Annotated in this window: 20 protein-coding genes; all 20 read right to left on the bottom strand. The window is 50.3% G+C overall.

What is annotated here, in order from left to right; all coding sequences use genetic code 11:
• Positions 1-489, bottom strand: a complete 489-nt coding sequence (locus tag KNQ12_RS09630; RefSeq protein ID WP_214747798.1) for a 4Fe-4S single cluster domain-containing protein — start codon at positions 487-489, stop codon at positions 1-3.
• Positions 461-2,323, bottom strand: a complete 1,863-nt coding sequence (locus KNQ12_RS09625) for an anaerobic ribonucleoside triphosphate reductase (RefSeq protein WP_214747795.1) — start codon at positions 2,321-2,323, stop codon at positions 461-463. The genes KNQ12_RS09630 and KNQ12_RS09625 overlap by 29 nt, the downstream gene beginning before the upstream one ends.
• Positions 2,324-2,529: 206 nt before the next feature.
• A complete protein-coding gene (locus KNQ12_RS09620; RefSeq protein WP_058265170.1) occupies positions 2,530-4,569 on the bottom strand; it encodes an ATP-binding protein in 2,040 nt (679 codons plus the stop codon).
• A gap of 101 nt (positions 4,570-4,670) precedes the next feature.
• Positions 4,671-5,195, bottom strand: a complete 525-nt coding sequence (locus KNQ12_RS09615; protein ID WP_214747792.1) for an AAA family ATPase — start codon at positions 5,193-5,195, stop codon at positions 4,671-4,673.
• A 101-nt stretch (positions 5,196-5,296) separates the two neighbouring features.
• Entirely contained in the window at positions 5,297-5,980 is a 684-nt protein-coding gene (locus KNQ12_RS09610; protein ID WP_023467718.1) for an LrgB family protein, read from the bottom strand.
• Positions 5,973-6,347, bottom strand: a complete 375-nt coding sequence (locus KNQ12_RS09605) for a CidA/LrgA family protein (RefSeq protein WP_251137746.1) — start codon at positions 6,345-6,347, stop codon at positions 5,973-5,975. The genes KNQ12_RS09610 and KNQ12_RS09605 overlap by 8 nt, the downstream gene beginning before the upstream one ends.
• Positions 6,348-6,798: 451 nt before the next feature.
• Positions 6,799-8,631, bottom strand: a complete 1,833-nt coding sequence (mutL, locus tag KNQ12_RS09600) for a DNA mismatch repair endonuclease MutL (protein WP_214747786.1) — start codon at positions 8,629-8,631, stop codon at positions 6,799-6,801.
• Positions 8,632-8,641: 10 nt separating this feature from the next.
• Complete coding sequence (gene mutS, locus KNQ12_RS09595) at positions 8,642-11,173, bottom strand: DNA mismatch repair protein MutS (RefSeq protein ID WP_214747783.1); 2,532 nt, start codon at positions 11,171-11,173, stop codon at positions 8,642-8,644.
• Positions 11,174-11,235: 62 nt separating this feature from the next.
• Positions 11,236-11,673, bottom strand: coding sequence for a YlbF/YmcA family competence regulator (locus KNQ12_RS09590; RefSeq protein WP_023467714.1), 438 nt, complete (start codon positions 11,671-11,673; stop codon positions 11,236-11,238).
• A gap of 111 nt (positions 11,674-11,784) precedes the next feature.
• Positions 11,785-12,612, bottom strand: coding sequence for a DNA-3-methyladenine glycosylase family protein (locus KNQ12_RS09585; protein ID WP_214747780.1), 828 nt, complete (start codon positions 12,610-12,612; stop codon positions 11,785-11,787).
• Positions 12,609-13,877 carry a DUF445 domain-containing protein gene (locus tag KNQ12_RS09580; RefSeq protein ID WP_055967116.1) on the bottom strand — a complete coding sequence of 423 codons (1,269 nt, stop codon included), beginning with the start codon at positions 13,875-13,877 and terminating at the stop codon, positions 12,609-12,611. The genes KNQ12_RS09585 and KNQ12_RS09580 overlap by 4 nt, the downstream gene beginning before the upstream one ends.
• 105 nt (positions 13,878-13,982) lie before the next feature.
• A complete protein-coding gene (locus tag KNQ12_RS09575) occupies positions 13,983-14,270 on the bottom strand; it encodes a hypothetical protein (protein ID WP_029341204.1) in 288 nt (95 codons plus the stop codon).
• Between the two features lie 124 nt (positions 14,271-14,394).
• Positions 14,395-15,849: a phytoene desaturase family protein gene (locus tag KNQ12_RS09570; protein WP_214747777.1), complete on the bottom strand. Its 1,455-nt coding sequence runs from the start codon at positions 15,847-15,849 to the stop codon at positions 14,395-14,397.
• Entirely contained in the window at positions 15,846-17,462 is a 1,617-nt protein-coding gene (locus tag KNQ12_RS09565; RefSeq protein WP_214748243.1) for an alpha/beta hydrolase, read from the bottom strand. The genes KNQ12_RS09570 and KNQ12_RS09565 overlap by 4 nt, the downstream gene beginning before the upstream one ends.
• A gap of 145 nt (positions 17,463-17,607) precedes the next feature.
• Entirely contained in the window at positions 17,608-18,783 is a 1,176-nt protein-coding gene (locus tag KNQ12_RS09560) for a glycine C-acetyltransferase (protein WP_214747774.1), read from the bottom strand.
• Positions 18,783-19,871 carry an L-threonine 3-dehydrogenase gene (gene tdh, locus KNQ12_RS09555; RefSeq protein ID WP_023467708.1) on the bottom strand — a complete coding sequence of 363 codons (1,089 nt, stop codon included), beginning with the start codon at positions 19,869-19,871 and terminating at the stop codon, positions 18,783-18,785. Before tdh ends, KNQ12_RS09560 begins: the two co-directional genes overlap by 1 nt.
• Positions 19,872-19,970: 99 nt before the next feature.
• Positions 19,971-20,837 (bottom strand): 2-oxoacid:ferredoxin oxidoreductase subunit beta, encoded by an 867-nt coding sequence (locus tag KNQ12_RS09550; protein ID WP_214747771.1) that lies wholly within the window; start codon positions 20,835-20,837, stop codon positions 19,971-19,973.
• Positions 20,824-22,572, bottom strand: a complete 1,749-nt coding sequence (locus KNQ12_RS09545) for a 2-oxoacid:acceptor oxidoreductase subunit alpha (protein WP_214747769.1) — start codon at positions 22,570-22,572, stop codon at positions 20,824-20,826. Before KNQ12_RS09545 ends, KNQ12_RS09550 begins: the two co-directional genes overlap by 14 nt.
• A gap of 189 nt (positions 22,573-22,761) precedes the next feature.
• Positions 22,762-23,022, bottom strand: coding sequence for a stage V sporulation protein S (locus KNQ12_RS09540; RefSeq protein ID WP_023467705.1), 261 nt, complete (start codon positions 23,020-23,022; stop codon positions 22,762-22,764).
• A 29-nt stretch (positions 23,023-23,051) separates the two neighbouring features.
• Entirely contained in the window at positions 23,052-23,846 is a 795-nt protein-coding gene (locus KNQ12_RS09535; RefSeq protein ID WP_023467704.1) for a TIGR00282 family metallophosphoesterase, read from the bottom strand.
• Positions 23,847-23,871 lie beyond the last annotated feature (25 nt).

The raw sequence follows: 23,871 nt of genomic DNA, 5'->3' as shown, positions 1-23,871 counted from the left end.
TCAGACGGGGGAGTTTTTGTTTTCGTGTAACACTCTTTTTTGCAGTTGCTGTCGATCGTAGATTCGTTGATTCGTGCTGCCCCGAAAACGTGTCGTTCGGTCGAGTTTCGACAGGATGAACGGACCATCGATGAGTCCATCTAGTCGCAGTATTAGTGGATACCATCGTTGACGTCTTAAGATTTCCTCTAGTACATAGCCAGTATATAAAATGACGTCATAGTCTGGTCCAAGTCGTTCAAGTAGTTGCACAAGTGCTGCCGCTTGAAGCATCGGCTCCCCACCGGACAATGTCAAACGACGATTTCCAATCGCCTGAATCCGTTCAACTGTTTCTTCAATCCTCCACTCCACTCCACCTGTCGGGTCCCAGGAGGACGGATTATGACAGCCGACACAGTGGTGTGGACAACCGGCAAGAAACAGGACCGTTCGCAAACCGGGTCCATCAACGACAGAATCAGGATGAAGGGAAAGAACGCGTAACATCGTGCTTCACCCGATTCTGCTCTTCAGCCCGTTTTGCCTCATTCCAACGGTCCAGTGTACCGACGAGATATCCTGTGATGCGTCGAATCCGTTCGATCGATCTACTTCCGCAAACCGGACACTGATCCTCGATCGTCTGCTCCGTTCGACAATCAAGACAACGATCGACGGGATGATTGATTGACCCATAGCCGATTCCAGCTTCCGCCATCAAACGAACGATGTCTTCAATCGCTTGTGGATTTCCGGCAAGGGCGCCATCTGTCTCGACATAGGTGATATGTCCACCATTACATAATGCATGAAACGGTGCTTCGAGTTGAATCTTTTCACGGATCGTTACGGGCGCATCGACAGGGATATGAAAGGAATTCGTGTAATACGGCTGATCGGTCACTCCTTTGATTTCACCGAAGTCACTAGCATCACGACGTGTGAACTTACCTGATAACCCTTCAGCTGGAGTTGCCAGTAAACTGAAGTTCAATCCCGTCATCTCGCCATAGTTGTCGATGACCGTTCGCATCGCTTGAATCAAGGCAATACCAATCTGGTGCGCCAGTTCGGAATACCCATGATGATTGCCCGTCAAAACGGTCAAACATTCCGCGAGACCGATGAAGCCGACCGCTAACGTCCCGTGCTTGAGGACCTGACCCACCTGATCCGTACTTTTTAGCATCTCACCGTCTTTCCAGACATGTTGATATAAAAATGGAAACGCGTCAGCTGTTCGACTTGCCTGGAACTCATAACGCGCAATGAGTTGCCGGCATGCAAGTCTTGTCGTCTCTTGGACGGCTTCGAACATTTGATCGACGGTTTGACTCTGAAGTGCCAAACGGACGAGATTGATGCTCGTAAACGATAAGTTCCCTCGCCCTGTAACGGACGGGATGTCTCCACGATCTTCAAACACACGGGTCCGGCATCCCATGTACGCGACTTCGGCTCCCCCTGGTTGCTCCTGACGGTTGAATGGTGCATCAAGAAACGCAAAGTTCGGAAACAGTCGTTTTCCTGTCACGCGGGTAGCAAGTTGAAACAAATCGTAGTTCGGGTCTGTCGGTGACAGGTTGATGCCTTGTTTGACTTTAAAGATTTGAATTGGAAAGATCGGCGTCTCCCCTCTTCCTAACCCACGTTCCGTCGCTGTCAGCAAGGCGCGCTGGAAGAGCCGCCCTGCCTGCGTAGTATTCGTTCCATAATTGACGGATAAAAACGGTACCTGTCCCCCACCGCGTGAATGCATTGAATTCGTATTATGGATGAACGCTTCGCACGCCTGAAACGTCTTTTCATACGTCTCCTGCCATGCGCGCCGCTCCCGTTTGCGTCGCTTCCAATGCGGTACAAGATCTTGTAGTTTGGTCCATTCGCGTTGGTAGGTCTTTTCGACGAATGGTGCTAGATCATCGTCAAAGGTCGCAAAGGCTTGTCCGCCATGCTGCATGTTTTGATTCGCCTGGACGATGATTGCTGCAAGGGCGAGGGCGGAACGGATGTCTTGCGCTGGACGGATTGAACCGTGTGTCGTCTGAAATCCGTTTGAGAGTAGCTGACCGAGCGGAATCTGGGCACAAGTCGTCGTCCCGGTCACGTAATAATCGGCGTCGTGGATATACAAGATGTTGTCGTCAAGCGCCTGCAAGACATCTGCTTCGAGATGTTGTCGCATCATCTGTCGCGCTGCTTCCCCAGCAATCCGCTGTAATTTCGCTAGCGGTGTTTTGCCATCAATGTTTGCATTCTCTTGTTCGATATCTTGCGGTGGTGTGAGTAACGCTTCTAAGCTCTCCATGATTCTTTTTCCTCCCACGTTTTTTGTAATCACTATAGCGAGAGTTCAGAAACGTTCGCAATCCCTGCACAACTTACGATTTTTTCAACTGTTTCAGCCGTTCTGTCATCAATCTGTTCGATTTATCGTTCAAATGTCTGCATCTTACTCGTTTTAGCCAAACGCAGGAATTTGGACGAATCTCACACGAGGCACGACAAAAAAGAAGAGGCGTATGATATCGCCTCTTCTTCATCTCTTCATTCTGCTTCGAGTAACGCGTCTGTCGCACTCGGCAACTTGACCCGGAAGACCGTTCCTTCTCCAAGGATTGATTCGACTTCGATATTGCCATCATGTGCGCGAACGATTTCCTTACAGATCGATAATCCAAGACCTGTCCCGCCAATCTTTCGGCTGTCTGAGTTGTCGACCCGGTAAAACTTACTGAATAGATGCGGCATCGAATGACTCGGAATCCCGATCCCGAAATCGCGAACGCTGAGTTCGATTTGATTGTGTTGGTGAGTCATCGTGACGACGACATCCCCGCCGTCCGGTGAGTACTTCACCGCGTTATTCAAGAGATTACCGAGTAACTGTTTCATGCTGTTCGCATCTGCCTCGACCATGAAGTCCTGTTCATCATTCAAATCAAGTTTCAGGCTGTGTTGCTCCGTCGCTGCTTGATAAAACTGAATTTGTTCCTTGACGATTTCTTTCAGGTCAAAGATTTGTTTGTCATACTCTTGCTTTCCTGACTCCATCCGCTGAACGTTCAAGAAGTCGCTGACGAGATCGGTCAGACGCTTCGATTCATCGTGAATCGTCTGCAAGTATCGCTTGTTCCGCTCAGGATCCAAATCCCGTTTCAACATGAGCTCCGTAAAGCCATAAATCGAAGAGAGCGGTGTTCGAAGTTCATGCGAGACCGTTGAGACGAGTTCCGACTTCACGCGGTCGACTTCTGTCTCAGCCGTGACGTCACGGAAGACGAGAATCGTTCCTTTTGAATGTCCCCCGTGCGCAATGGCTTCGGCATAGACTTGAATGAAGTATTCCCCCTGATCAATCGACAAGGAGAACATGCCCTCCGGAATCTCACCCGATAAGACTTCTTCAAAGTATGCTTCAAACGCTTCCTTCTGGTCCATCTGTTCGAACATCGTTTCCGGTCGGACTTCAAGGAAGGTCATCGAATCGTTGTCTTCTTCGACTTGTAACGACTGGAAGATATCGAATAACGCCTGATTTCCTAAGATCGTCTTCTCTTCGTGTTTGATGTAGAGAATCGCTTCCCGAACGGAATTCAGCAGTTGTGCCGTCTCTTTTCGTTCGTATTCCATCTGTTCGTAGAGTGACATTCGCATCAATGAGATCGCAATCTGTTTTGAGAACGATTCCAGTTCCGCTAGATCCTGTTGGTTGAATGGTGCGTCAAACCGTGCTAGATAAAGACAAGCAATCAATTCTTCTTTTGCCGGATCCATGATCGGAATGACACCTTCATATACGTGATACGGATACTTGATCAGATCGTCGTTCGCGACCTTTTTTGAAGAATGTGCGGTTTCCTTTGAAATCATGACTCGCTTTAGTAGTAACGACTCCGTCTTCAGGCTTTCTTGTTGTTCTTCTGTCATTTCTTTTGGAACGACTTGCGCGATTTCATTGTTCTTAATCAATAACAATGCCCCGAACTCTGTCTTCGTCAACCGGACAATCGTACTGATGACAGACGAGTAATCGAATAAACTCTCCTTTGAAGCAAGCGTTTCGATCAGTTCATTCCGATCCTGCAAATGGAGTTCATTCGTCCGCGTCACTTCAAGAGCACGCTCAAGCTCATTCTGTTTTTGCTTCAATACTTCCTGATTGTGTTCCATTTCTTGATTCTTAGCTGACAATTCCGCATGTTGTGATGAGATCGACCGTGCCATCTGGTAAAACGATGCCGTCAATTGACCGACTTCATTATGGCTGTCGACATCGTGCTCGAGCGAAATCGACTTGCCTTCTGCAAGGCGACGACTCTTGACGTTCAATTCGCGGAGTTGTGACGTCACCCGATGTATCAACGGACGGACGATGAACAATAGACAAAATAAAAAAATCATCAAGTTCAAGAACCAGAACCATTGTGTCTTTTGTAACTGGTCAAGTACTTGCTCCTTCGTCCGACCGTCTGCATTATCCACGTATAAATAACTGGCAACCGATGTGATGACACTTAGTGCAAAGACACTATAAAAAATCGCCATCAACTGTCTGCCCAATTTCTCAGTCATCCAGTGTTTCATATTCATAAATCCTCCTAGCAATAAGTTGCCCTTCGTTCAAGATTGTTTCCTCCTCATCTATTATCATCTAATGATTCCCGGAAACATCCCTCTTGAATCCTTTACGGTCGGACAGGCGAGAGTCCAATCCCGGTCACGAGGGCAATCGCATCGACGATTTGTCCTTTCGTCAGATCATCCGTCTCGATCTGTTGACTGAACAGCGGATCGGATAATTGCTGTAGTCGTTGTTCCGCTTGTTGACCGCCCCACGAGTTTGGACGCTCAAAGCGGCTGATCAGGCGGCGTTTGACAGTTGTCTCCTTCGCCATCAGGGCGATATGACGGACGTCATGACCGTTCGCTCGTAACGTCCCGATGATTTCCTGAAAGTACGCTGGATTCGTCAAGGTCATCGGCACGATGATTCGCGCATCTTCCGTATCGAGCTGTTCGAGGAGCTGTCGATTAAACGTGCGCCACAACGGCTCATCCTGAAAATCGTTCTTGTTTTCCGGCAGTTGTGCCCGTAAGAAATAGCCTGTCTCTTCCGGGTCAAAGATGTATGATCTGCTCCAACGCTTTTGTAATCCTTTTGCTGCTGTCGTCTTTCCGACGCCAAACGTACCGTTAATCCAAATGATCATCTTCTTCTCCTCCACCCTGTTTTCTGTTGTACTATACTGCAAAAGTAGTCGACAAGTTTCAATCGGTTACAAAAAAACACTCCGTTGAAAAAACAGAGTGTTTAGCCATATAACCATGTGATTAAAAACGGTGCGATGACGCTGGCACAGACGGCCGTCAAGACCATCGTCAACAGACCGACCGCCCCTTCGCGTTGGTCAAGACTCATCGATTTTGTCGCGCCCATGACGTGGGCAATCGATGCTAGCCCAACTCCGCGACTGACGAAGTGCCGAATCTTCAAGCCCGTCATTAATTTTGGTCCGACGATTGATCCCGTTAATCCGGTCAATAAAACGAAGGCTGCCGTCAGCGTCGTCGTCCCGCCTGCTTTTTGTGAGATCGCTAAGGCAACGGGTAACGTGACCGATTTCGGCAACAAGGCAAGGTTCGTCGTCCGCTCGAGATGAAGCAACAGACCGAGTAACAGATCTGAACTCATTGCAATACAGGTTCCAAGCAACACACCAAGTCCGATTTCCGGTAAGAAACGCCGGACGTGATGTCGGACACGATAGAGTGGAATCGCAAACGCCGTGATCGCTGGACCGAGCATTTTCGACAAGTATTGTCCCCCTTGCATGTATTCTGCATGTGAGACGCCGCTATAGACGAGAATCACGATCAGGACAGCCGTCACCGTCAGGATCGGTAACGTCCAGACACGAGGATGACGTTGATAAAGGAACATTGCGCCACTGAATAAAAGAATGGTTAGGATGATCCAGAACAGTGTCTCACTCATGTGGGTTCACCGCCTCTTTCCGGTGTGCCAAGCGATCGACGATGTACGCTGAGCCGACTAACGTCAGCAGGCTGCTGACGACGACGATCAACACGACTTGAAGACCAGATGCTCGAAGGAATGTCGTATAATCCATGATTCCGGACAGTGCTGGAACGAAGAATAACGGCATGACGAACAGCAGAAAGGTTCCGCCCCGTTCAACAGCGACGAGAGGAAGCAGTCGACTTTTTAACGTCACGTACAGCAGAATCAAGCTGATGATGTTACCGGGTAATGGTAACTGGAAAGTTTCGCTCACCCAGTCCCCACTGAGTGAAAAACAAAAAATAAGTGCGATTTGAGCAATGATTTGAATGATACGCATAACGCATGACAACATGATAAAGGTCCCCTTGTTAACAGTTTCGGGTCTTATTATCCGCCTCTTTCCTTCAATAATCAATGAAATCTAGTTAATCAACTGAAGTAACCGTTCTCATGAAAATCCACACCTTTTTTGTATTAGCACAAACAAAAACCAGTCAGTCGTGTATCGGTACAAACAATGATTAGAGACAACCAAAAAGGGGCTGACTCTAAAAAAGAATGACGCGTCTTTTCACGCCCTTTCCTCAGGCGAGACACAAGCCAGTTTTCCTGCTTCATTCAAGAAGGAAATCGGGTCTTGTTTGTCTCTGAAGCGCATAAATGCGCTTTTTCCTGTAGGAGTTGCGTGTGACACGTCATTCTTTGCAGAAACTGACTTTTAAGTTTTGAGTCAGCTCCCTTTTTAATCTGAAAGATGACTCCTGAATGGAATCGTCTCCTCATCTTGATCACATGACCCGTTTAAATAACTTCTCGAGTTCATACGTCGTCCATTCGATGATGACCGGACGTCCGTGTGGACACGTGAACGGCATTTCCGTTTTCGCTAGATCGTCAATCAACCGGCGCATCATCTCATCGTTCAACGGATGATTTGCCTTGATCGATTTTTTACATGCCATCATGATGGCGGCATCTTCCCGATACGTCTCGAGATCGATTTTTCGCTTCATCAAGGCTTCATCGAGTAATTCCTGAATCGTCTCTTCCTGTCGATGGGACGGGAACCACGTCGGAACTTCTCGGACGATGAAGCTTTGTGGACCAAATGCTTCGAACTCGATACCGACGTCTTTTAGCAACGGAAGGACTTCCTCCATCCGTTTCATGTCATCCGACGAGATTTCAAACGTATACGGTAAGAGCAATTGCTGTCGTTGTTCCGGTGGTCGACCGAACATGACCTTATACGTCTCGTATTTGATTCGTTCCTGTGCTGCATGTTGATCAATCATATACATCCCGTCTTCCCCGGCACAGACGATATAGGACGAATGGAGTTGACCGATGACGTCGAGATGCGGAAAGCGCGGACGCGCGGGTGGCTCCTCAATCGGTTCAGTAAACTCCTGCTTGACTGGTGCGATGGGCTCGAACAGATCATCCTCGTTGCTAAACGGTAATGATTTCACTTCAGGTGGTCGATCGTCCTCTTGCGGCTTTTTCGGAATCGGATAATTCCAGACCGCTCGCGATGACGTTTCTTCGACCGGTTCCGCGACATAAGAAAAATCGAGTTTTTCCTGGCTACTCGGATCTTTTTTTGGTTTCGGTGGCGTCACTTTCGGAATCAGCGTCTCCCGGCTGAGCGTCATCTTTATCGTCTCCTGGATCAACTGGCAGAGCTCCATCTCTTTTGAAAGACGGACTTCTCGTTTCGCCGGGTGAACGTTGACATCGATCAAGAGTGGATCCATCGTCACCTCGATGACCGCAATCGGATATCGCCCGATCGGTAAGAGCGTATGGTAACCGTTCAAGACCGCTTGCGTCAGGGCGAAGTTTTTGACCGAACGTCCATTGAGAATCAACGTGATGTAATTCTTTGAGGCACGGGTCACTTCCGGTTTGACGAGATGACACGTCAATTGATAATCGGCATTCGCACCTTTGGCGACTAGTGTTCCTTGAATCGTTTGATGACCGTAGACACTCGCCAGTGCTTGCCGGACGTCTCCTGATCCGTTCGTCTGGATCAATGTCTTCCCTTCATGCGTTGCTCGAAGTTTGACGTCTGGATGAGCGAACGCCATCCGGTTCAGCACGTCCGTGATCGCCGCAAGCTCCGTATGCGTCGTCTTCAAATACTTCAGCCGTGCCGGTGTGTTGAAGAAGAGATGCTCGACCGTCAATTCCGTTCCCCGGTTCATTGCTGCTGGTGTCCGTTCAACGACCGTCCCGTACTCAAGCGTCACTTGAATTCCTTCCGCGTCCTCACGTTTCGTCTTCAATGTCACTTTACTGACGGACGCGATTGAGGCAAGTGCCTCTCCGCGAAAACCAAGTGTCTTGATTCGGAACAAGTCATGCTCGTCCTTAATCTTACTCGTCGCGTGACGGACGAAAGCCAGTTCAGCGTCATCCGGGTAAAACCCGTGTCCGTTGTCGCGGATCGTCATCCGTTTCATTCCAGCTTCTTCGAGTTCGACATCGATTTGGGTCGCACCGGCATCAAGTGCGTTCTCGACCAGTTCCTTGACGACCGATGCTGGTCGTTCGACGACTTCTCCCGCCGCGATCCGGTTCGCTAAACTATCGGATAATTCACGAATGATTCCCACTGCATTCTCCTCACTTTCTCGCTTCGGCTTGTAGACGATACAGCGTATTCAATGCCTCGAGCGGCGTCATATTGATCAAATCAAGACTCGCCATCGTCTCTCGCAGAGGATCCGCATCTGAGAACAGACTGAGTTGATCAATTGGCTCCTCCTGAACAGGAGCTTTTACAGGTGCTGCGACCGGAACAGGCTCAGCCTGCTCGAACTCGGACAAGAGGACTTGTGCCCGTTCGATCAGACTATCTGGTAAATCAGCTAACCGCGCGACATGGATTCCGTATGATTGGTCGGCTTTTCCGTCGCGTACTTCATGCAAGAAGACGACACGCCCATCTTGTTCAACGGCACGGACGTGAACGTTCGCTAATCGATCAATCGATTCTTCGAGCACCGTCAGTTCATGGTAATGGGTCGAAAATAGCGTTTTCGCTCCGACATGCCGGGCGATGTGTTCAACGATCGCTTGTGCGAGTGCCATCCCATCGTACGTCGAGGTCCCGCGACCGATTTCATCTAGCAGGATCAACGATCGGTCCGTTGCACGCGTCAACGCTTCTTGTGTCTCGACCATCTCGACCATGAATGTCGACTGTCCACTGACGAGGTCGTCTGCCGCCCCGATCCGGGTGAAGATTTGATCGAAGATCGGCAGTTCCGCTTGAGCAGCTGGTACGAACGAGCCGATTTGGTGCAATAGAGCAATCAATGCGAATTGTCGCATATAGGTCGATTTACCGGACATGTTCGGTCCAGTGATCAACAGCATCTCGCGTCCTTCGTTTAAGGTGATCCCGTTCGCGACGTATTCACCGCGCGGTAAGACTGTTTCGATGACCGGGTGACGTCCTTGCTGAATATCAACCGTTCGTCCCGTCGTCGTGATTGGTCGGACATAGTCGTGCGTTTCAGCAATCTCAGCTAGTGCGACGAGGACGTCGAGTTCCGCGATCCTGCGACTGACCCGTTGTAAGCTTTCGATGTGTCCTTTGACTTCATCGCGCACTCCACAGAAGAGATCGTACTCGAGCGTGACACTCTTCTCTTCCGCACCAAGGATTAATGCTTCTTTTTCCTTCAGTTCCGGTGTGATGTAACGCTCGGCATTGGCAAGTGTCTGCTTCCGTTCATACCGTCCTTCTGGCAACAGCTTGGCATTGGCTCGTGATACCTCGATGTAATAACCGAAGACGCGATTGTAGCCGATCTTCAACGTCTTGATGCCGGTTGCTGCCCGTTCACTGGCTTCAAGTGTCGCAAGCCATGTCTTTCCGTCTTTTGAGGCGACGAGTAACTCGTCGAGATCTGCTGAATAACCAGCCTTAATCATTCCGCCCTCTTTCGTTGAGATTGGTGGTGCTTCAACGAAAGCACGATCGAGCAAATCGCTCAATTCGTCGTGCGGATCGAGTCCGAGACTGAGCTGACCAAGACGTTCGCTCATCATCTCCTCGAGCGCTGATTGAATGCGGGGAATCAGCCGTAACGTCGACTTCAATTGAACGAGGTCGCGCGCTGAAGCCGTACCGTAACCGACTTTTGCGACGAGTCTCTCGAGATCATAGACTTCGCGTAACGTATCTTTTAATTGCTGACGTTCGAAGTAGTGTTGCAACAATTCCTCGACAGCGTCGAGCCGCTCGGTGATCACGCGTTCCGATAACAACGGTTTTTCAAGCCAGCGTTTCAACATCCGTCCGCCCATCGCTGTACCTGTCACGTCAAGTAAACCAAGCAACGAACCCTTTTTATCTCCTGTCCGTGCCGAGCGGACGAGTTCGAGATTCTTGACCGTATTCGGCTCGAGTTGCATGAAGTCGCTCGCTTCATAGACGACAGCAGGTTGTAGATGTGTCAACGCTCGTTTTTGTGTATCGTGCATGTAGGCATAGAGGACCGCAAAGGCTTCCGCTTGGGCTGCATCAATCGCACGGTCACCGTGCGGATGCGTCTCGCGCCGTGAACTACGCGTCAGTGGAATCCGTAAGTGTGCGAGCGCTGTCTCATGTTCCTCTGTCGTGACGATGATTTCCCGTGGCAGGATGATGCTCAGTTCTTTGACCACACCGTCGAGTGTCGCAACGCTAGTCAAGGCACTCTCACCGGTCGAGACATCACCGCGAGCAATCCCAAAGCGACCGTCCTGTTCGACGACCGCGACTAAGTACCGATTCTCTTTTTCCGTCAAGGCGGACATCAACGTTCCCGGTGTGATGACTTGGATGACTTCGCGTTTGACGAGTCCTTTCGTCAACTTCGGATCCTCGACTTGATCACAAAGCGCCACTTTATAACCACGCTCGATCAACTGTTCGATGTAGCCGTTCGCTGCGTGATGGGGCACGCCACACATCGGAATCGGATGTTCCGCGTTCTTGCCGTTTTTCGCCGTCAGCGTCAACTCCAGTTCATGAGCGACTTTCTTGGCATCCTCAAAGAATAATTCGTAAAAATCACCGAGTCGATAAAACAAAAAGGCATCCGGATAATCCGCCTTGATTGAGAAGTATTGTTTCATCATCGGAGTGTTGTGTACTGCTTCCATTCTTCCACCTCATTCGTAGAAAAAGCCGACGGATGTCCGTCGGCTTTTCGTTCATTTCGTGATTAGTAGCCGCAACCGCCGCTTTTGTTTTCTGCTTCCATGCCGCTACCTGTCTTACCAGCGAGAACATCTCCGTCCGTCGCTTCGATGATTTGATCCGTAATCCCGTTCGAGATCGTCACCGTGATGTATTGGAGAAGTCCGTTGACTTCTTCTTGTGTTTCTTGGAACTGTTGGACAACAGGCATCTCATCGAGCTCAGCGAACAATTTATCGAGCTTCGCTTCGACACGGGCGAGTGCTTCTGTTTTGCCGTAATGTTGGCAGTTGACTGCCTCTTTTTGAAGGAACTTGATTTGTTTCATCATCTTTTGGACTTTTTCATTCCCATTGATGTTGGCTTCTGCCGCTTTAAATCGTTCTACTTCCGGTGTCTCTGAAATCATTTTGGCGATTTCATTGGCTTTTTCGATGATTTGTTCATCTGTATACATCCACATTCGTCCCCTCTATCGTTAGCGAACACGTCGCTTCCCTTAGCATTCTGAACGATTCCTCGTTCTGTCGCATTCATTATACCGTTCTCGCGATAGAGTGACAAGAATAGTTCCTTATTCAATCGAACGCCATAATAGATAGGCGGCGTGACTACGGACAGGGGCAAATTCCTCCGCCAGTCGCGTCGCTTCTTCCACCGTCGGTCGGTAACCGAGCAACCGTTCGAAAGCCCGTAATATCCCGATGTCCGATGCCGGAAAAAGGTCCGGACGACCGTATCCGAACATCAGGACGTTTTGGACCGTCCATGGTCCGACGCCTTTCAGTGCAATCAACGTCTCAGCGATTTCTGCATCGTCGGCTGACATCAATGCATCGTAATCAATCGTTGCTGTCGCTACGCCAAGCAGATAATCGACTTTACGTCCTGATAGTTGCAGAGCAAGCAAGTCCTCGCGACGCGCTGCCGCTAATTGACGCGGTGTCGGCGGAAGAATGATTCCGTCCTTGACCGTTCCGAATGTTCGAAAGACACGTTCCGTCAACGTATGGGCAAATGAGAGATTGATCTGTTGATGAATGATCGAGCGAATCAAGGCCGTGAACGGTGAATGATCAAGCACGAGTCGTTCATCGCCGAACCGTTCGACGATCGCGTGTAACGACGTCGCTTTGAGACGCTGCGCAGGATTTGGCTCATTGAGTCGAAACCGTCGATTGAGTTGCGTCAGCACCGCTGTTTGCGGTCCTGAACCGTCAATCCGTAACGTGTAACCATCGATGGCTTCCATCGTCGTGATGTATGTCTGATCGTTGATGAAGATCGGAACGACGAGTCGCCCATCCTGTTCGATTTGTAACGGGTCTTCCGTCAAACGAGATACGATTCCTTTAAAATCAAATGCTTCCGACAACGTCACATCATGCGTCCACCGGCTCATCCGACGAACACCTTGATCGCACCGAGAATCAAACCGATGATGAATCCACACAACGCCCCGTTGACCCGAATCCATTGCAAGTCACTGCCGACCTTATCCTCGATCATATGAATCAGTGTCTCCGTATCGAACCGGTTTAAGTTCTCGCGGACGAGTCCACCGATTTTTTGGTGATTTTGTTCGACGAAACGAACGAGTTGCTCCTTCATCCATTGATCACTGCTATCTTTGAACGTCGGATGCTGTTCCCAGTCGTCTAAAGCGCGCGAAAGCATCGGCATCGCCCGTTCCGTCCAGAAGGCATCTGACGTCAAGTAGCGTTCGAGTTCGATCAAACCAGCATCATACGCGCGTTCAATGACCGGAACGAAGTCAAACCGGTCGACCTCGCTTGCCTTCCAAGCATCGATTTTTGCTAGACGCTCTTCATCAATCGATAACTGTGCCAGATTACGACGCAGATGATCAAGAATCGCTAAACGATTCGGGTGATGGACGTGTCGCATATCTTGAATGACCGTCAACAAGACACCTTGAATGACAAGACTGAGTTTTTCTTCTGAATAGACTTTTTGGACGGTTCGCGCCGTCACCCGCAAGAACGTATTCTTTTCTTGGTCGATCATCGCCGTATAGGCAAGGCGCCCAATCTGGTCTCGGATGACGGGGTCTTCGAGCAGACGTTGCCCATAACCGAGTAACTGATCCATCAGCCACTCGTCGAGTCGACGTTCCTCATTTAACTCCATCGCCCGTACCGCCAGCCGTTTTGACGGATACGCTTTGATCGTCTCCGTCAACCGTGTATTCGCAAACTCAAGAATCGCCTCTTTCGGTAATTTCCGGATCAGACCGACCAATAGTTCGGTAACGGTCGCTCGAAAAGCAGGCAGAACGAGAATCGAACGTAAGATTTTGATGACACGGTCTGCGAGCGTCATATGCTGGAGCTTCGCGACGATACTCTCTTTATTGAGCAAGTCCGTCTCGAGCATATGAACGATTGATTCGATGACCCGTTCCCGATTTTTCGGCAACAGGTTCGTATGGGGAATCTTTAAGCCGAGCGGATGGCGAAACAATGCCGTGATCGCAAACCAGTCGGCAATCCCACCGACGAGTCCGGCTTCAAAACCACTCTGGAGCCAAAAGACCCACGCATTTTCTTTAAATGGCAATGAGACGACGAATCCGACCGCCATGAAAATCAACGAGACGGTCGCAAGCCGCCGTGTCGATGTTTTAGGTTGTTCAAGTGATGACACATCGTTTCCTCCTTCAACTGAGTCACTTACCTACCTTACGAACGGGACAAGGATTAGGTTTCGACACGAAAGAGCCCCAGTCATCGACTGGGACTCCCTATGTACTTAAAACGTATATTCACCAAAACGGTCGCCATCCCATGTCGCGGTTGCCGTTGAGACAAAATAGACCAGTCCGTTGCCGAATGTATTTTCCATCAATGAAACGAGTTGTTGACCATTCGTCTGCTCGACGAACGCTAATCGGACTTCCTCTTTCCCTTGATAAATCCGTTCGTAAACGCTTAAACCGCGTGCATTGAGAAACGTACGCGCCGACTCGAATTGAATCGGACCGACTTCAGGTCGTCGTTCCTGAATGAATGACTGACATTTTTGCTCGAATGTCTCCATGGTTCTTCACTCCTTTTCTCTTTCTGTTCATGGATATCATGTTCCCGACTCTTCCTCATCATAATCCTCAAATGTGAAAAAAGCGACAGATGCGTCGCTTCTTTCATCATTTTACGATGATTTCTCATAATCTGACATCAAACTGTCGGGCAACATGAATCGCAGACGTCGTCGCCCCGATCGTCCCGGCACCCGGAAAAATCGTGTCGCCGATCGCAAAGAAGTGATCGATGCCTGTTCGAAACGGCGCTGCGAACAAGAGACTCGTACTCGGACGTTGCGGATATCCCCCGACTCCACCGTCCGGACGGAACGTATAGCGAACCCACGCACCGGGTCCACCCGGATGGCGTTCGATTGCCTGTTGACGGAAACCTGGAAACTGTTGTTCAAGAATAGCTTCGAAGATTGCCGACATCTTCTCGACTTGTTCGTCGTAGCGTTTCCGGTTCGTCTTATCGAACGTACCAATCGGAACATGGCATGACATCGTCAGCGTCCGCTGACCGGCTGGTGCACGTAACCGGTCATCTGGACGGGAGAGGGAGATGAAGGCATGACCTGAAGGTAGGGACGGATCATGGACTTGCCAGAATGCTTCATCAGACAAAATGACCGACTCCGGTATCGCCGCATAATACGTAAAGGTCGCCCATTGCTGTAGCTTTTCTTGTCGCTGGTACGTCCGTCGTAACGTTCGTTTCATATCCGTACTGACGACTTCCCTGATGCCTTCAAGCGGAACTGCGCAGATGACAGCATCAGCAAGCATCAAGCGTCCGCGACGATCCTCGATCAAGAAACCATCCGGTGTCTTTCGAATCGACGTGACTTTTCGCCCAAGGAGACAGGTTGCCCCGCTCGCCTCTGCTGTCTCTTTTAATTGCTCGGCCAGTCGGTATAATCCACCTGGGACATAATAAGCACCCTCGTGGTAAATCGATAAGGCGACGGCTCCTAGTAAAGCAGATGCTTCCTGCCCTGTCTGCATGCTGTCGAGTAAGATCCCGTCGATCACTTGTGCGAACAGCGTATCCGCTAGTCGATGTTTGCGTAACAGATGACCAATCGTCAGCGGAAAATATGGTAAGAGGACGACACTTTTCGTGTGACGGACTAACCGCCGGACGTCGGCTAAATCTTGAAGTGGCAATGCCGGCAGTTCTGCCATTAGTGGACGAATTGCCTCGTGTATCTGCTCGATTTCAGCAAAGAATGCCCGAATCGACGATGCCTGCTCCGGAAAATGTGAGGTCAATTCGGTTAGAAACGCATCACGGTTTTGATAATAATGAATCAATCGTCCTTCGATGCGAATCGTCATGACGACGTCGAGTGGCTCGACTTGGTGCGTCACTCCGAGATGATCGAGCACACGGGCATGAATGCCACCTGGTTCAAATCCCATCCCAAGGGTCGCTCCAACTGGATACGTCAAGTCCCGGCGTGTGAACTTCCCGGCTGACCCTCCCCATTCACGGCTTCCTTCAAGTACCGTGACGGCATGTCCTTCTTGTGCAATCAATGCCGCAGCCGTTAGACCGGCAATTCCTCCGCCGACGATGACGACCTGTTTCATGATGGTTCCTCCTCCGTGACTCGATTTTCTTTAAACAGGAAATTGCGGATTTCGCGGAAGACCGGCTCCCGGCGATGAATCGTGAAGTGATCATACTTATAGGATTTCGTCTGAATGTTATCCGTGTAGTTCTCGAGTGCAAACGAACTATTTAACGAAATCAGATTGAAGTCGCCTCCTTTGGCACCAAACGAATAGACGAGTACGTCGCGTGGCCACGTCTCAAGCCGTTGGGTCAGATTGTTCATCGCTGGAGAACCTTTCGCAAGATCACGTATCGCAGGACTGTTCGTATTCGTGCCGAGTGGCGCAAGTGTCAAACCAAGTTTCGCGTAATCGGAACCGGCGATCGGTGAGTCGAGCGTCACGACTTTTCGGACGTGATACGGCATCTCCTCTTGGACTGTGTAGGCGACGACATCGACACCACCCATGCTGTGCCCAACGAGCTGAATATCGGCAAAGGTCGCTTTTTGTTTCGCATCGTAAGCTGCAATCGCTGCATTCAACCACTTTTGCTGGTCGGCAAGGCTTGCCTCATCATCTGCGAAGACGATTCGGACAAGTGGGTAGCCGGTCGGCGAGGGTTTGACGCTACAGGTTGCTTTTCCGGAACGAGTCACGTCACATCGACCACCATCATCGGCGACTTTTTTATTCGTGAAGTTTTGAATCATCGGCACGAATGTCCGCTCCGTCCCGAATAACCCATGAACGAGGAACGTCGGCACGATTTCACTCTTTCCTTGTGTAACGATCTGGCGCGTTGGTGGCGGCGCACTTGACGTATCCTCCGCGAACACCCACCACGCGCCTCCCCCGACAATCAAACAGACGAGGAGCGAGATGCCGATCGTCTTTAACTGTTGCCGGCGCAAACGACGGACACGGTGAAAGACCCAGTAGAGGAATAATCCGAAACCGATCAATAACACGATACCAGTAATGATCCAACCTGTCGGATTCGGTACATACGCAATCAACTGTAGCTGGTTGGCTTTCGTTCCGTATAATTTCCATGACACATCATGATAATTCGACCAGTCGATCTTTTCTCCATTTTGGAGACCGATTACTTTCGGACCGTGGAGCTTGATCTCGATATCGGCTTGACGGATATACCGGTCGGCGAGTTTCTTGACCTGTCCTGTCGGTTGATAGCCTTTGATATTCAAACGATCGATACTGAGATCGATGTTCGTATCCAGTCGATACGTATCAAACCAAAAACCATCCGATTTTTTCATGTCGAACTTCGTATCAGGTGGAATGAGAATCCCTCCGATACCTGTCTTCCATTCGTCCTTAATCGACGTCATGTCCTTGAAGTTCGCGAATGTCTTCTGCATCCGAATCCCTTCATAGTCATCCTTCGTCTTGAACGCCTTCGCTGCATAACCGTTCTTTTCTGCCTGTTTAACATAACTATTCCAATTCGGATTTAGGTTCAGTAAACGCGCTACCGGGTGTTCCTTTGCGGCATATGTCGTCTTTAAGGTGACACTCTGGTCGGTATGGATCGTCGCATCATATTGGATGCGAATACAACCCCCAAGGAGCAGCGTCAGCATCAAAAATGAGAGCAAAATCCCTTTTTTCTTCGTACTCATCAGGTCACATCCTTTCCTCATCTGTTATTCCCTATCTCGCAAAAGTAAAAACGGTCGACGTTGATTCTTTCGTCATGACGCACTTCAGGCAGCGAATCGCTGATCCGCTGCCTGAAAGTATGTGGACGCATTTCGTCCGTGATCGATATCAACCGATCAAGTTTAATTCACGACCGACTTTTTCGAAAGCTGCAAGCGCCGTCGTTAAATCTTCACGCGTATGTTCCGCCGTCACGATCGTCCGGACACGTGCTTTTCCTTTTGCGACCGTCGGGAAGGCGATGCCTTGAGCAAAGACACCTTCTTGACGTAAGCGGTCCGACAACTCATGGCAACGTGCTTCATCCCCGACGATGACCGGTGTGATCGGCGTCGTCGATGTTCCGATGTCGAATCCAAGATCACGGAGTCCTTGTTTAAAGAATTCCGTGTTTTCCCATAGACGATCGAAGAGTTCCGTCTCTTCCTCCATGACACGGAGCGCTTCCCGGTTCGCTTCGACGACTGCTGGTGGATGTGATGTCGAGAACAAGAACGGACGTCCTTTATGGATCAGATAATCCTTGACGTGCTGTTCACACGCGACGTATCCACCGAGGACACCGATGGCTTTTGAGAGCGTACCGACCTGCAGGGCAACACGTCCGTCAAGACCAAAGTGATTGACCGTACCGCGTCCCGCTTTCCCAAGCACACCTGACGCATGGGCATCATCGACCATGACGAGTGCGTCATAACGCTCAGCTAATTCAACGATTTCCGGAAGTGGTGCAATGTTTCCGTCCATCGAGAAGACGCCATCCGTGACGATGAGGCGCGTCCGCGCGTCTTGTGTTTCTTGTAAGGCCGCTTCAAGATCCGCCAAGTCGACATGTTTATAGATGCGGCGTTTCGCTTTCGTCAGACGAATCCCATCGATGATCGAAGCGTGGTTCAACTCATCCGAGATGACGACGTCTTCCGGACCGAGCAGTGCCGATAAGACACCGAGATTCGTTGCGAATCCAGACTGGAAGACAAGTGCTGCTTCCGTGTGCTTGAATGTCGCGAGTTCCCGTTCGAATGCTTGGTGCATCTCGAGTGTCCCGGCAATCGTCCGAACAGATCCTGTTCCAGCACCGAACGTGCGCGCTGCTTCCGCTGCTTGTTCAGCAAGACGTGGATGTGCGGCGAGTCCGAGGTAGTTGTTCGACGACAGTTGAATGAGTTCCTTACCATTGATCGTCACGCGGTTATGTTGCGCGCTCTCAAGTGCTACGAGGTTGCGGAACGTGCCCGCCTGTTTCATCTCTTCTAGTTCTGTCCGTAAGTGTTCAAATCCCATTAATTCGTCCCCCTTGGTTGTAATACGACTTTCCCGCATTTCCCTTGACGCATCAATTCAAATCCTTCTTCGAACCGCTCTAGCGGTAACGTGTGTGTGATTAACGGTCGGACATCGACTTTTCCGCTCGATAAGAAAGCGGAAACCTGGCTCCATGTCTCATACATCTTCCGACCGGTGATGCCTTGAACCCGGACACCTTTGAAGACGACATGGTTCGTCAAATCGATTTCGACCGGTTTGACCGGCAGACTGAGGATGTTGACGTCTCCACCTGCTGTCACCATCTCGAAGGCTTGACGAATCGCAACCGGATGACCACTCATCTCACAGACGACATCAATTCCATCTCCGTCCGTCATGCGCTCGATCCGCTCCAAGACATCGTCATGACGTGAATCGATGACGACATCCGCCCCCATCGTCCGCGCGAGTTCAAGACGATACGGATTGACGTCGATCGCGACGACTTCCGCCGCACCGGCTGCTTTTGCGACCGAAACTGCCATCAGACCAATCGGACCACAACCGACGATTGCGACCGTTTTCGCGCTGACATCGCTCGCGAGTACCGTATGGACGGCATTGCCCATTGGCTCTTGAATCGAAGCGATCCCTGCTGGCATATCTTCCGGGTTGACCCAAAGGTTTTCTTCCGGCATGACGACGTATTCTGCAAAACAACCTTGTGTATCGACACCGATGATCTTCGTATTCTTACAGATGTGATATTGCCCACGAAGACACTGTTTACATTGATGACAGACGATATGCGTCTCCGCCGAGACACGATCACCGAGTTTCAAGCGTTTCGTGCCTTCTCCGAGCTCGACGACTTCGCCCGAGAACTCGTGACCGAAGACATACGGCGGATTGACACGCGAGGCTGCCCACGCGTCCCACTCATAGATATGCACGTCCGTCCCACAGATCGATGTTGCCTCGACTCGAATCAAGACTTCTCCACGACTCGGTACGGGTACCGGTACTTCTTTGAGTGCGGCACCGAACCCGCGCTCTTCTTTGACGAGTGCACGCATCGTTTTCGTCGTTGTCGTCTCTTCTACCGTCGTTACTAATTTCGTCATCTTTCCCCGACTCCTTCGCGGAAGTTCACGTTTTTTATATGTGGCGAACTTCCAAATGTTTAGCATCCCCAAAAAAACCAAACACATCTTTCCTCTATCTTACATGAATTCCGCTGCCAGTTTACCGAATGTTTCTTCGTTTAGCTCAAGATCCGCGTACGCGAGACCCGATTCTTGATACCCATCGATTTGTGACTGGTAATCAGGACGTGTTTCATCCTGATAGATCAATCCCATGACGAGTCCGTCGTGAGCATGAACGGTCTGTTTCGCAAGATCCAAGTTCGCCGGATCGTATCCTTCGATATCGGACAGCTTCGTCAAGTTCTGTTTGAACCAATCGTACGTATTGACCTTGTTGAACGTGACACATGGACTGAAGACGTTGATGAAGGCAAATCCTTTATGTGCCGTCGCTTGCTCGATCAATTGCGTCAAGCCCTTCAAATCATTCGAGAAGCTTTGGGCAACGAACGTCGCACCAGCCGTCAAGGCGAGTTCAACGGGTGAAACACTCTTTTCGATCGACCCTTTTGGCGTCGATTTCGTCTTGAATCCAGGTGCAGAAGTGGGTGATGTCTGTCCTTTCGTCAAGCCGTAAATCTGATTGTCCATGACGATGTACGTCATGTCGACATTGCGCTTGAATGCATGGATCGTATGTCCCATGCCGATTGCAAATCCATCACCGTCGCCACCAGACGCGATGACCGTCAATTCGCGGTTCGCCATCTTGACACCTTGGGCGATCGGAAGGGACCGTCCATGAACGCCGTGGAAGCCATACGTATTGATATAACCGGAAATCCGACCAGAACAGCCAATCCCGGAAATCAATGCCAACTCTTCTGGTTCGAGACCGACGTTCGCGACAGCACGCTGAATCGCTGCTTGAATCGAGAAGTCTCCACACCCTGGACACCAGTTTGGTTTGACATCGTTTCTAAAATCTTTAAAGGTTGCCATGATATACCCCTCCTACGACCTGCTCGACGACCTCTGCTGGGTAGAACGGGTCGCCATTGAATTTCAGGATATGCTCGATCTTCGATGCATGTCCACAGTTCATCTGGATCAGCTTCGCCAGTTGTCCCGTTGCGTTGTATTCGACGACGATGACTCGTTTTGCCCGCTCTAAGTGTGGCGTGACAAGCTCACTAGGGAACGGATGGACTTGACGGATATGCAAGTGATCAACCTTGATTCCTTGTGCTTCGAGTCGTGGCATGATCTCTTCAATCGTTCCACGTGTCGAGTTAAAACCGACGAATAAGATATCCGGTTCTGCATGATGCTCCGTTACGAGAACGGCATCCTGTAAGCGGAACGTGTTTAGCTTACGGAGTCGCTTCGTCATCTGATCGACTCGGTTCTTCGTCGCTTCCGACGGACGCCCTTCCTCATTGTGCTCAACACCCGTTACGTGATGAATCCCGTGCTTGACGCCTGGAATGACACGTGGGCTGATCCCATCTTCCGTCACTTCGTAGCGTTTGAAGTACGCTTTTCCTTCAAGTTCCGGTAAGTCTTCCTGGATCAACTTCCCGCGTCGGATCTCAACGCGTGACATATCCGGTGGTTCGACCGATTGTTTTCCAAGAGACAGCATCAAATCCGTCAATAGAATGACAGGACACTGGTATTCCTCTGCGATGTTGAATGCCTCTGCTGCATCGTAGAACGCTTCCTCGACCGTTGACGGTGCCAAAACGACCTTTGGAATCTCACCATGCGTGCTGTAGATCATCGCCATCAAGTCAGACTGTTCCTGTTTCGTTGGTAGACCCGTTGACGGACCACCTCGTTGTGTATCGACGATGACGAGCGGTGTTTCCGTCATCCCGGATAACCCGATCGCTTCCGCCATCAATGACAATCCTGGACCAGCAGACGCCGTCAAAGCACGGACACCTGCGTAGTTCGCCCCGATTGCCATCGTGACTGCCGCCAATTCGTCTTCCGTCTGGACGACCGTCCCGCCGAACTGCGGCAGTTTCTTGATTAAGTATTCCATGATCTCAGATGATGGTGTGATTGGGTAGGCTGCCATCAGACGTGCTCCACCGGCAATCGCACCAAGCGCAATCGCATCGTTTCCGATCATGAACATCCGTTGTTTTCCGTCTGCTGGATCTAAAACGAATCGTTCACCATCTCCTGCGAGTGCTTCGAACGCTGCTGCTCCTTCACGGATTGCCGCTAAGTTTTTCTCGACCATGTCTGGACCTTTTCGGCCGAAAATCTGTTCGACGACGGCTTGGAAACGCTCCGGTGCAATGCCGAGAATCGCGCTCGATGCACCGATCGCGACCATGTTCTTCATCAAAGCCGTACCGAGATCAGCTGCAATCTCCGTAAATGGAATCGCATACAAGGAAGCGCGTGCTTCGTCCGGATTCGTCGGATTGAATTTCGCATCCGCGATGATGATGGCACCTTGACGCAATTCATGGAAGTTAACATCAATCGTCTCTTGATCGAACGCGACCAAAATATCGAGATCATCGGAAATCGTCCGGACTTCCTGTGTCGCGACACGAATCTTATTGTTCGTATGTCCTCCCTTGATACGTGACGAAAAGTGACGGTAGCCGTACAGGTAATAGCCGAGTCGATTCAAGGCAATCGCAAAGATTTCGCCTGTTGATTCGATCCCTTCTCCCTGCTGACCGCCAACTTTCCATGATAACTGATTATACATCGACGTTCGCTCCTTCTCTGTCCCCTGAAATGATAGTTCTCTCTATCCTCCCTCATGATACCGATTTACCGGAAGTAGTACAATGCTCCCTCGGTGGAAAGGTGAGAAAATTTCGCAGGCACAGCAAAAAGACCATCTACTCCAGTCGAGTAAATGGTCTACTTGCAAATAGGACCTATGTCCAATTCGTCATCGTGGTTCGATGATGAGTTTGATGGCGGTTCTCTCTTCCCCATCAATCAAAATGTCTGTGAAGGCTGGGATACAAATCAAGTCGATGCCAGAAGGCGCCACGAATCCGCGTGCGATGGCGACGGCTTTGACAGACTGATTGAGCGCTCCCGCACCAATGGCCTGAATCTCGACGGAACCTCTCTCTCGAATGACACCCGCGAGTGCACCTGCTACCGCGTTTGGATTCGACTTAGCTGATACTTTCAGGACGTCCATGCGTGTACCTCCCCATCCAGAAATGGCAATCAGTCGAAGAATACTGACTGATCCGTCAGATGAATCCGTTCAATCTTCGTTGCTTTTTTGGTTGTGTCATCGATATGAATCAAGACTCCATTAAGTTGTTCCCGTCCTTCGGCAACTTCAAACCGTGTTGGGAGCTGTGTCTTGAATTTTCGTAGGACATCTTCTTGGCGCATTCCGAGCACGCCGTTCAGCGGACCTGTCATCCCGACATCCGTGATGTAAGCTGTTCCTCCGTCAAGGACACGCTCATCTGCTGTCTGGACGTGCGTATGTGTCCCGACGACAGCCTGTACTCGACCGTCGAGGTGATAACCCATCGCAATTTTCTCACTCGTTGCTTCCGCATGGACATCAACGAAGATCGCATCAACTTTTCCTTCGACTTCCGCAATCAGTGCATCGACGGTACGGAAAGGGTCACCGAGTGGTGGTAAGAAGACCGTTCCTTGGACGTTGATGACGGCAATCTTTTTATTACCTGCTTTGACGATCATCATTCCACGACCTGGCGTGCCTTCCGGATAGTTCGCCGGACGGACGATTCGATCCGCATCGTCGATCCAGTCAAAGATGTCGCGGTTATCAAACGTGTGGTTCCCCATCGTGATTCCGTGGAATCCGAGTTCAAGGAATTGATGATAGATCGACTTCGTGATGCCGCGTCCGTGTGCCGCGTTTTCGCCGTTGACGAGCATGACGTTCGGGTTGTACTTCGCTTTCAGGCGTGCTGTGAATTGTTGCAGGATGTGTCGACCGGGTGCACCGACGACGTCTCCGATGAATAAAATCTTCATTGCTGTTCCTCCGTTCATTAAAAAA

The sequence above is a fragment of the Exiguobacterium sp. s11 genome (genome assembly GCF_018619015.1).
Lineage (GTDB): Bacteria > Bacillota > Bacilli > Exiguobacteriales > Exiguobacteriaceae > Exiguobacterium_A > Exiguobacterium_A indicum.
The sequence above is the reverse complement of the archived record's forward strand: the minus strand, read 5'-3'. Positions and strand labels throughout refer to the sequence as shown.

Coding starts and splice junctions, on each gene's coding strand:
- tdh (WP_023467708.1), bottom strand. CDS start 19,871: ATGACGAAATTAGTAACGACGGTAGAAGAGACGACAACGACGAAAACG.
- KNQ12_RS09575 (WP_029341204.1), bottom strand. CDS start 14,270: ATGGAGACATTCGAGCAAAAATGTCAGTCATTCATTCAGGAACGACGA.
- KNQ12_RS09535 (WP_023467704.1), bottom strand. CDS start 23,846: ATGAAGATTTTATTCATCGGAGACGTCGTCGGTGCACCCGGTCGACAC.
- KNQ12_RS09590 (WP_023467714.1), bottom strand. CDS start 11,673: ATGTGGATGTATACAGATGAACAAATCATCGAAAAAGCCAATGAAATC.
- KNQ12_RS09615 (WP_214747792.1), bottom strand. CDS start 5,195: ATGATCATTTGGATTAACGGTACGTTTGGCGTCGGAAAGACGACAGCA.
- KNQ12_RS09550 (WP_214747771.1), bottom strand. CDS start 20,837: ATGGCAACCTTTAAAGATTTTAGAAACGATGTCAAACCAAACTGGTGT.
- KNQ12_RS09620 (WP_058265170.1), bottom strand. CDS start 4,569: ATGAAACACTGGATGACTGAGAAATTGGGCAGACAGTTGATGGCGATT.
- KNQ12_RS09610 (WP_023467718.1), bottom strand. CDS start 5,980: ATGAGTGAGACACTGTTCTGGATCATCCTAACCATTCTTTTATTCAGT.
- KNQ12_RS09630 (WP_214747798.1), bottom strand. CDS start 489: ATGTTACGCGTTCTTTCCCTTCATCCTGATTCTGTCGTTGATGGACCC.
- KNQ12_RS09605 (WP_251137746.1), bottom strand. CDS start 6,347: ATGCGTATCATTCAAATCATTGCTCAAATCGCACTTATTTTTTGTTTT.
- mutS (WP_214747783.1), bottom strand. CDS start 11,173: ATGGAAGCAGTACACAACACTCCGATGATGAAACAATACTTCTCAATC.
- KNQ12_RS09545 (WP_214747769.1), bottom strand. CDS start 22,572: ATGTATAATCAGTTATCATGGAAAGTTGGCGGTCAGCAGGGAGAAGGG.
- KNQ12_RS09540 (WP_023467705.1), bottom strand. CDS start 23,022: ATGGACGTCCTGAAAGTATCAGCTAAGTCGAATCCAAACGCGGTAGCA.
- KNQ12_RS09560 (WP_214747774.1), bottom strand. CDS start 18,783: ATGGGATTTGAACACTTACGGACAGAACTAGAAGAGATGAAACAGGCG.
- KNQ12_RS09585 (WP_214747780.1), bottom strand. CDS start 12,612: ATGAGCCGGTGGACGCATGATGTGACGTTGTCGGAAGCATTTGATTTT.
- KNQ12_RS09570 (WP_214747777.1), bottom strand. CDS start 15,849: ATGAAACAGGTCGTCATCGTCGGCGGAGGAATTGCCGGTCTAACGGCT.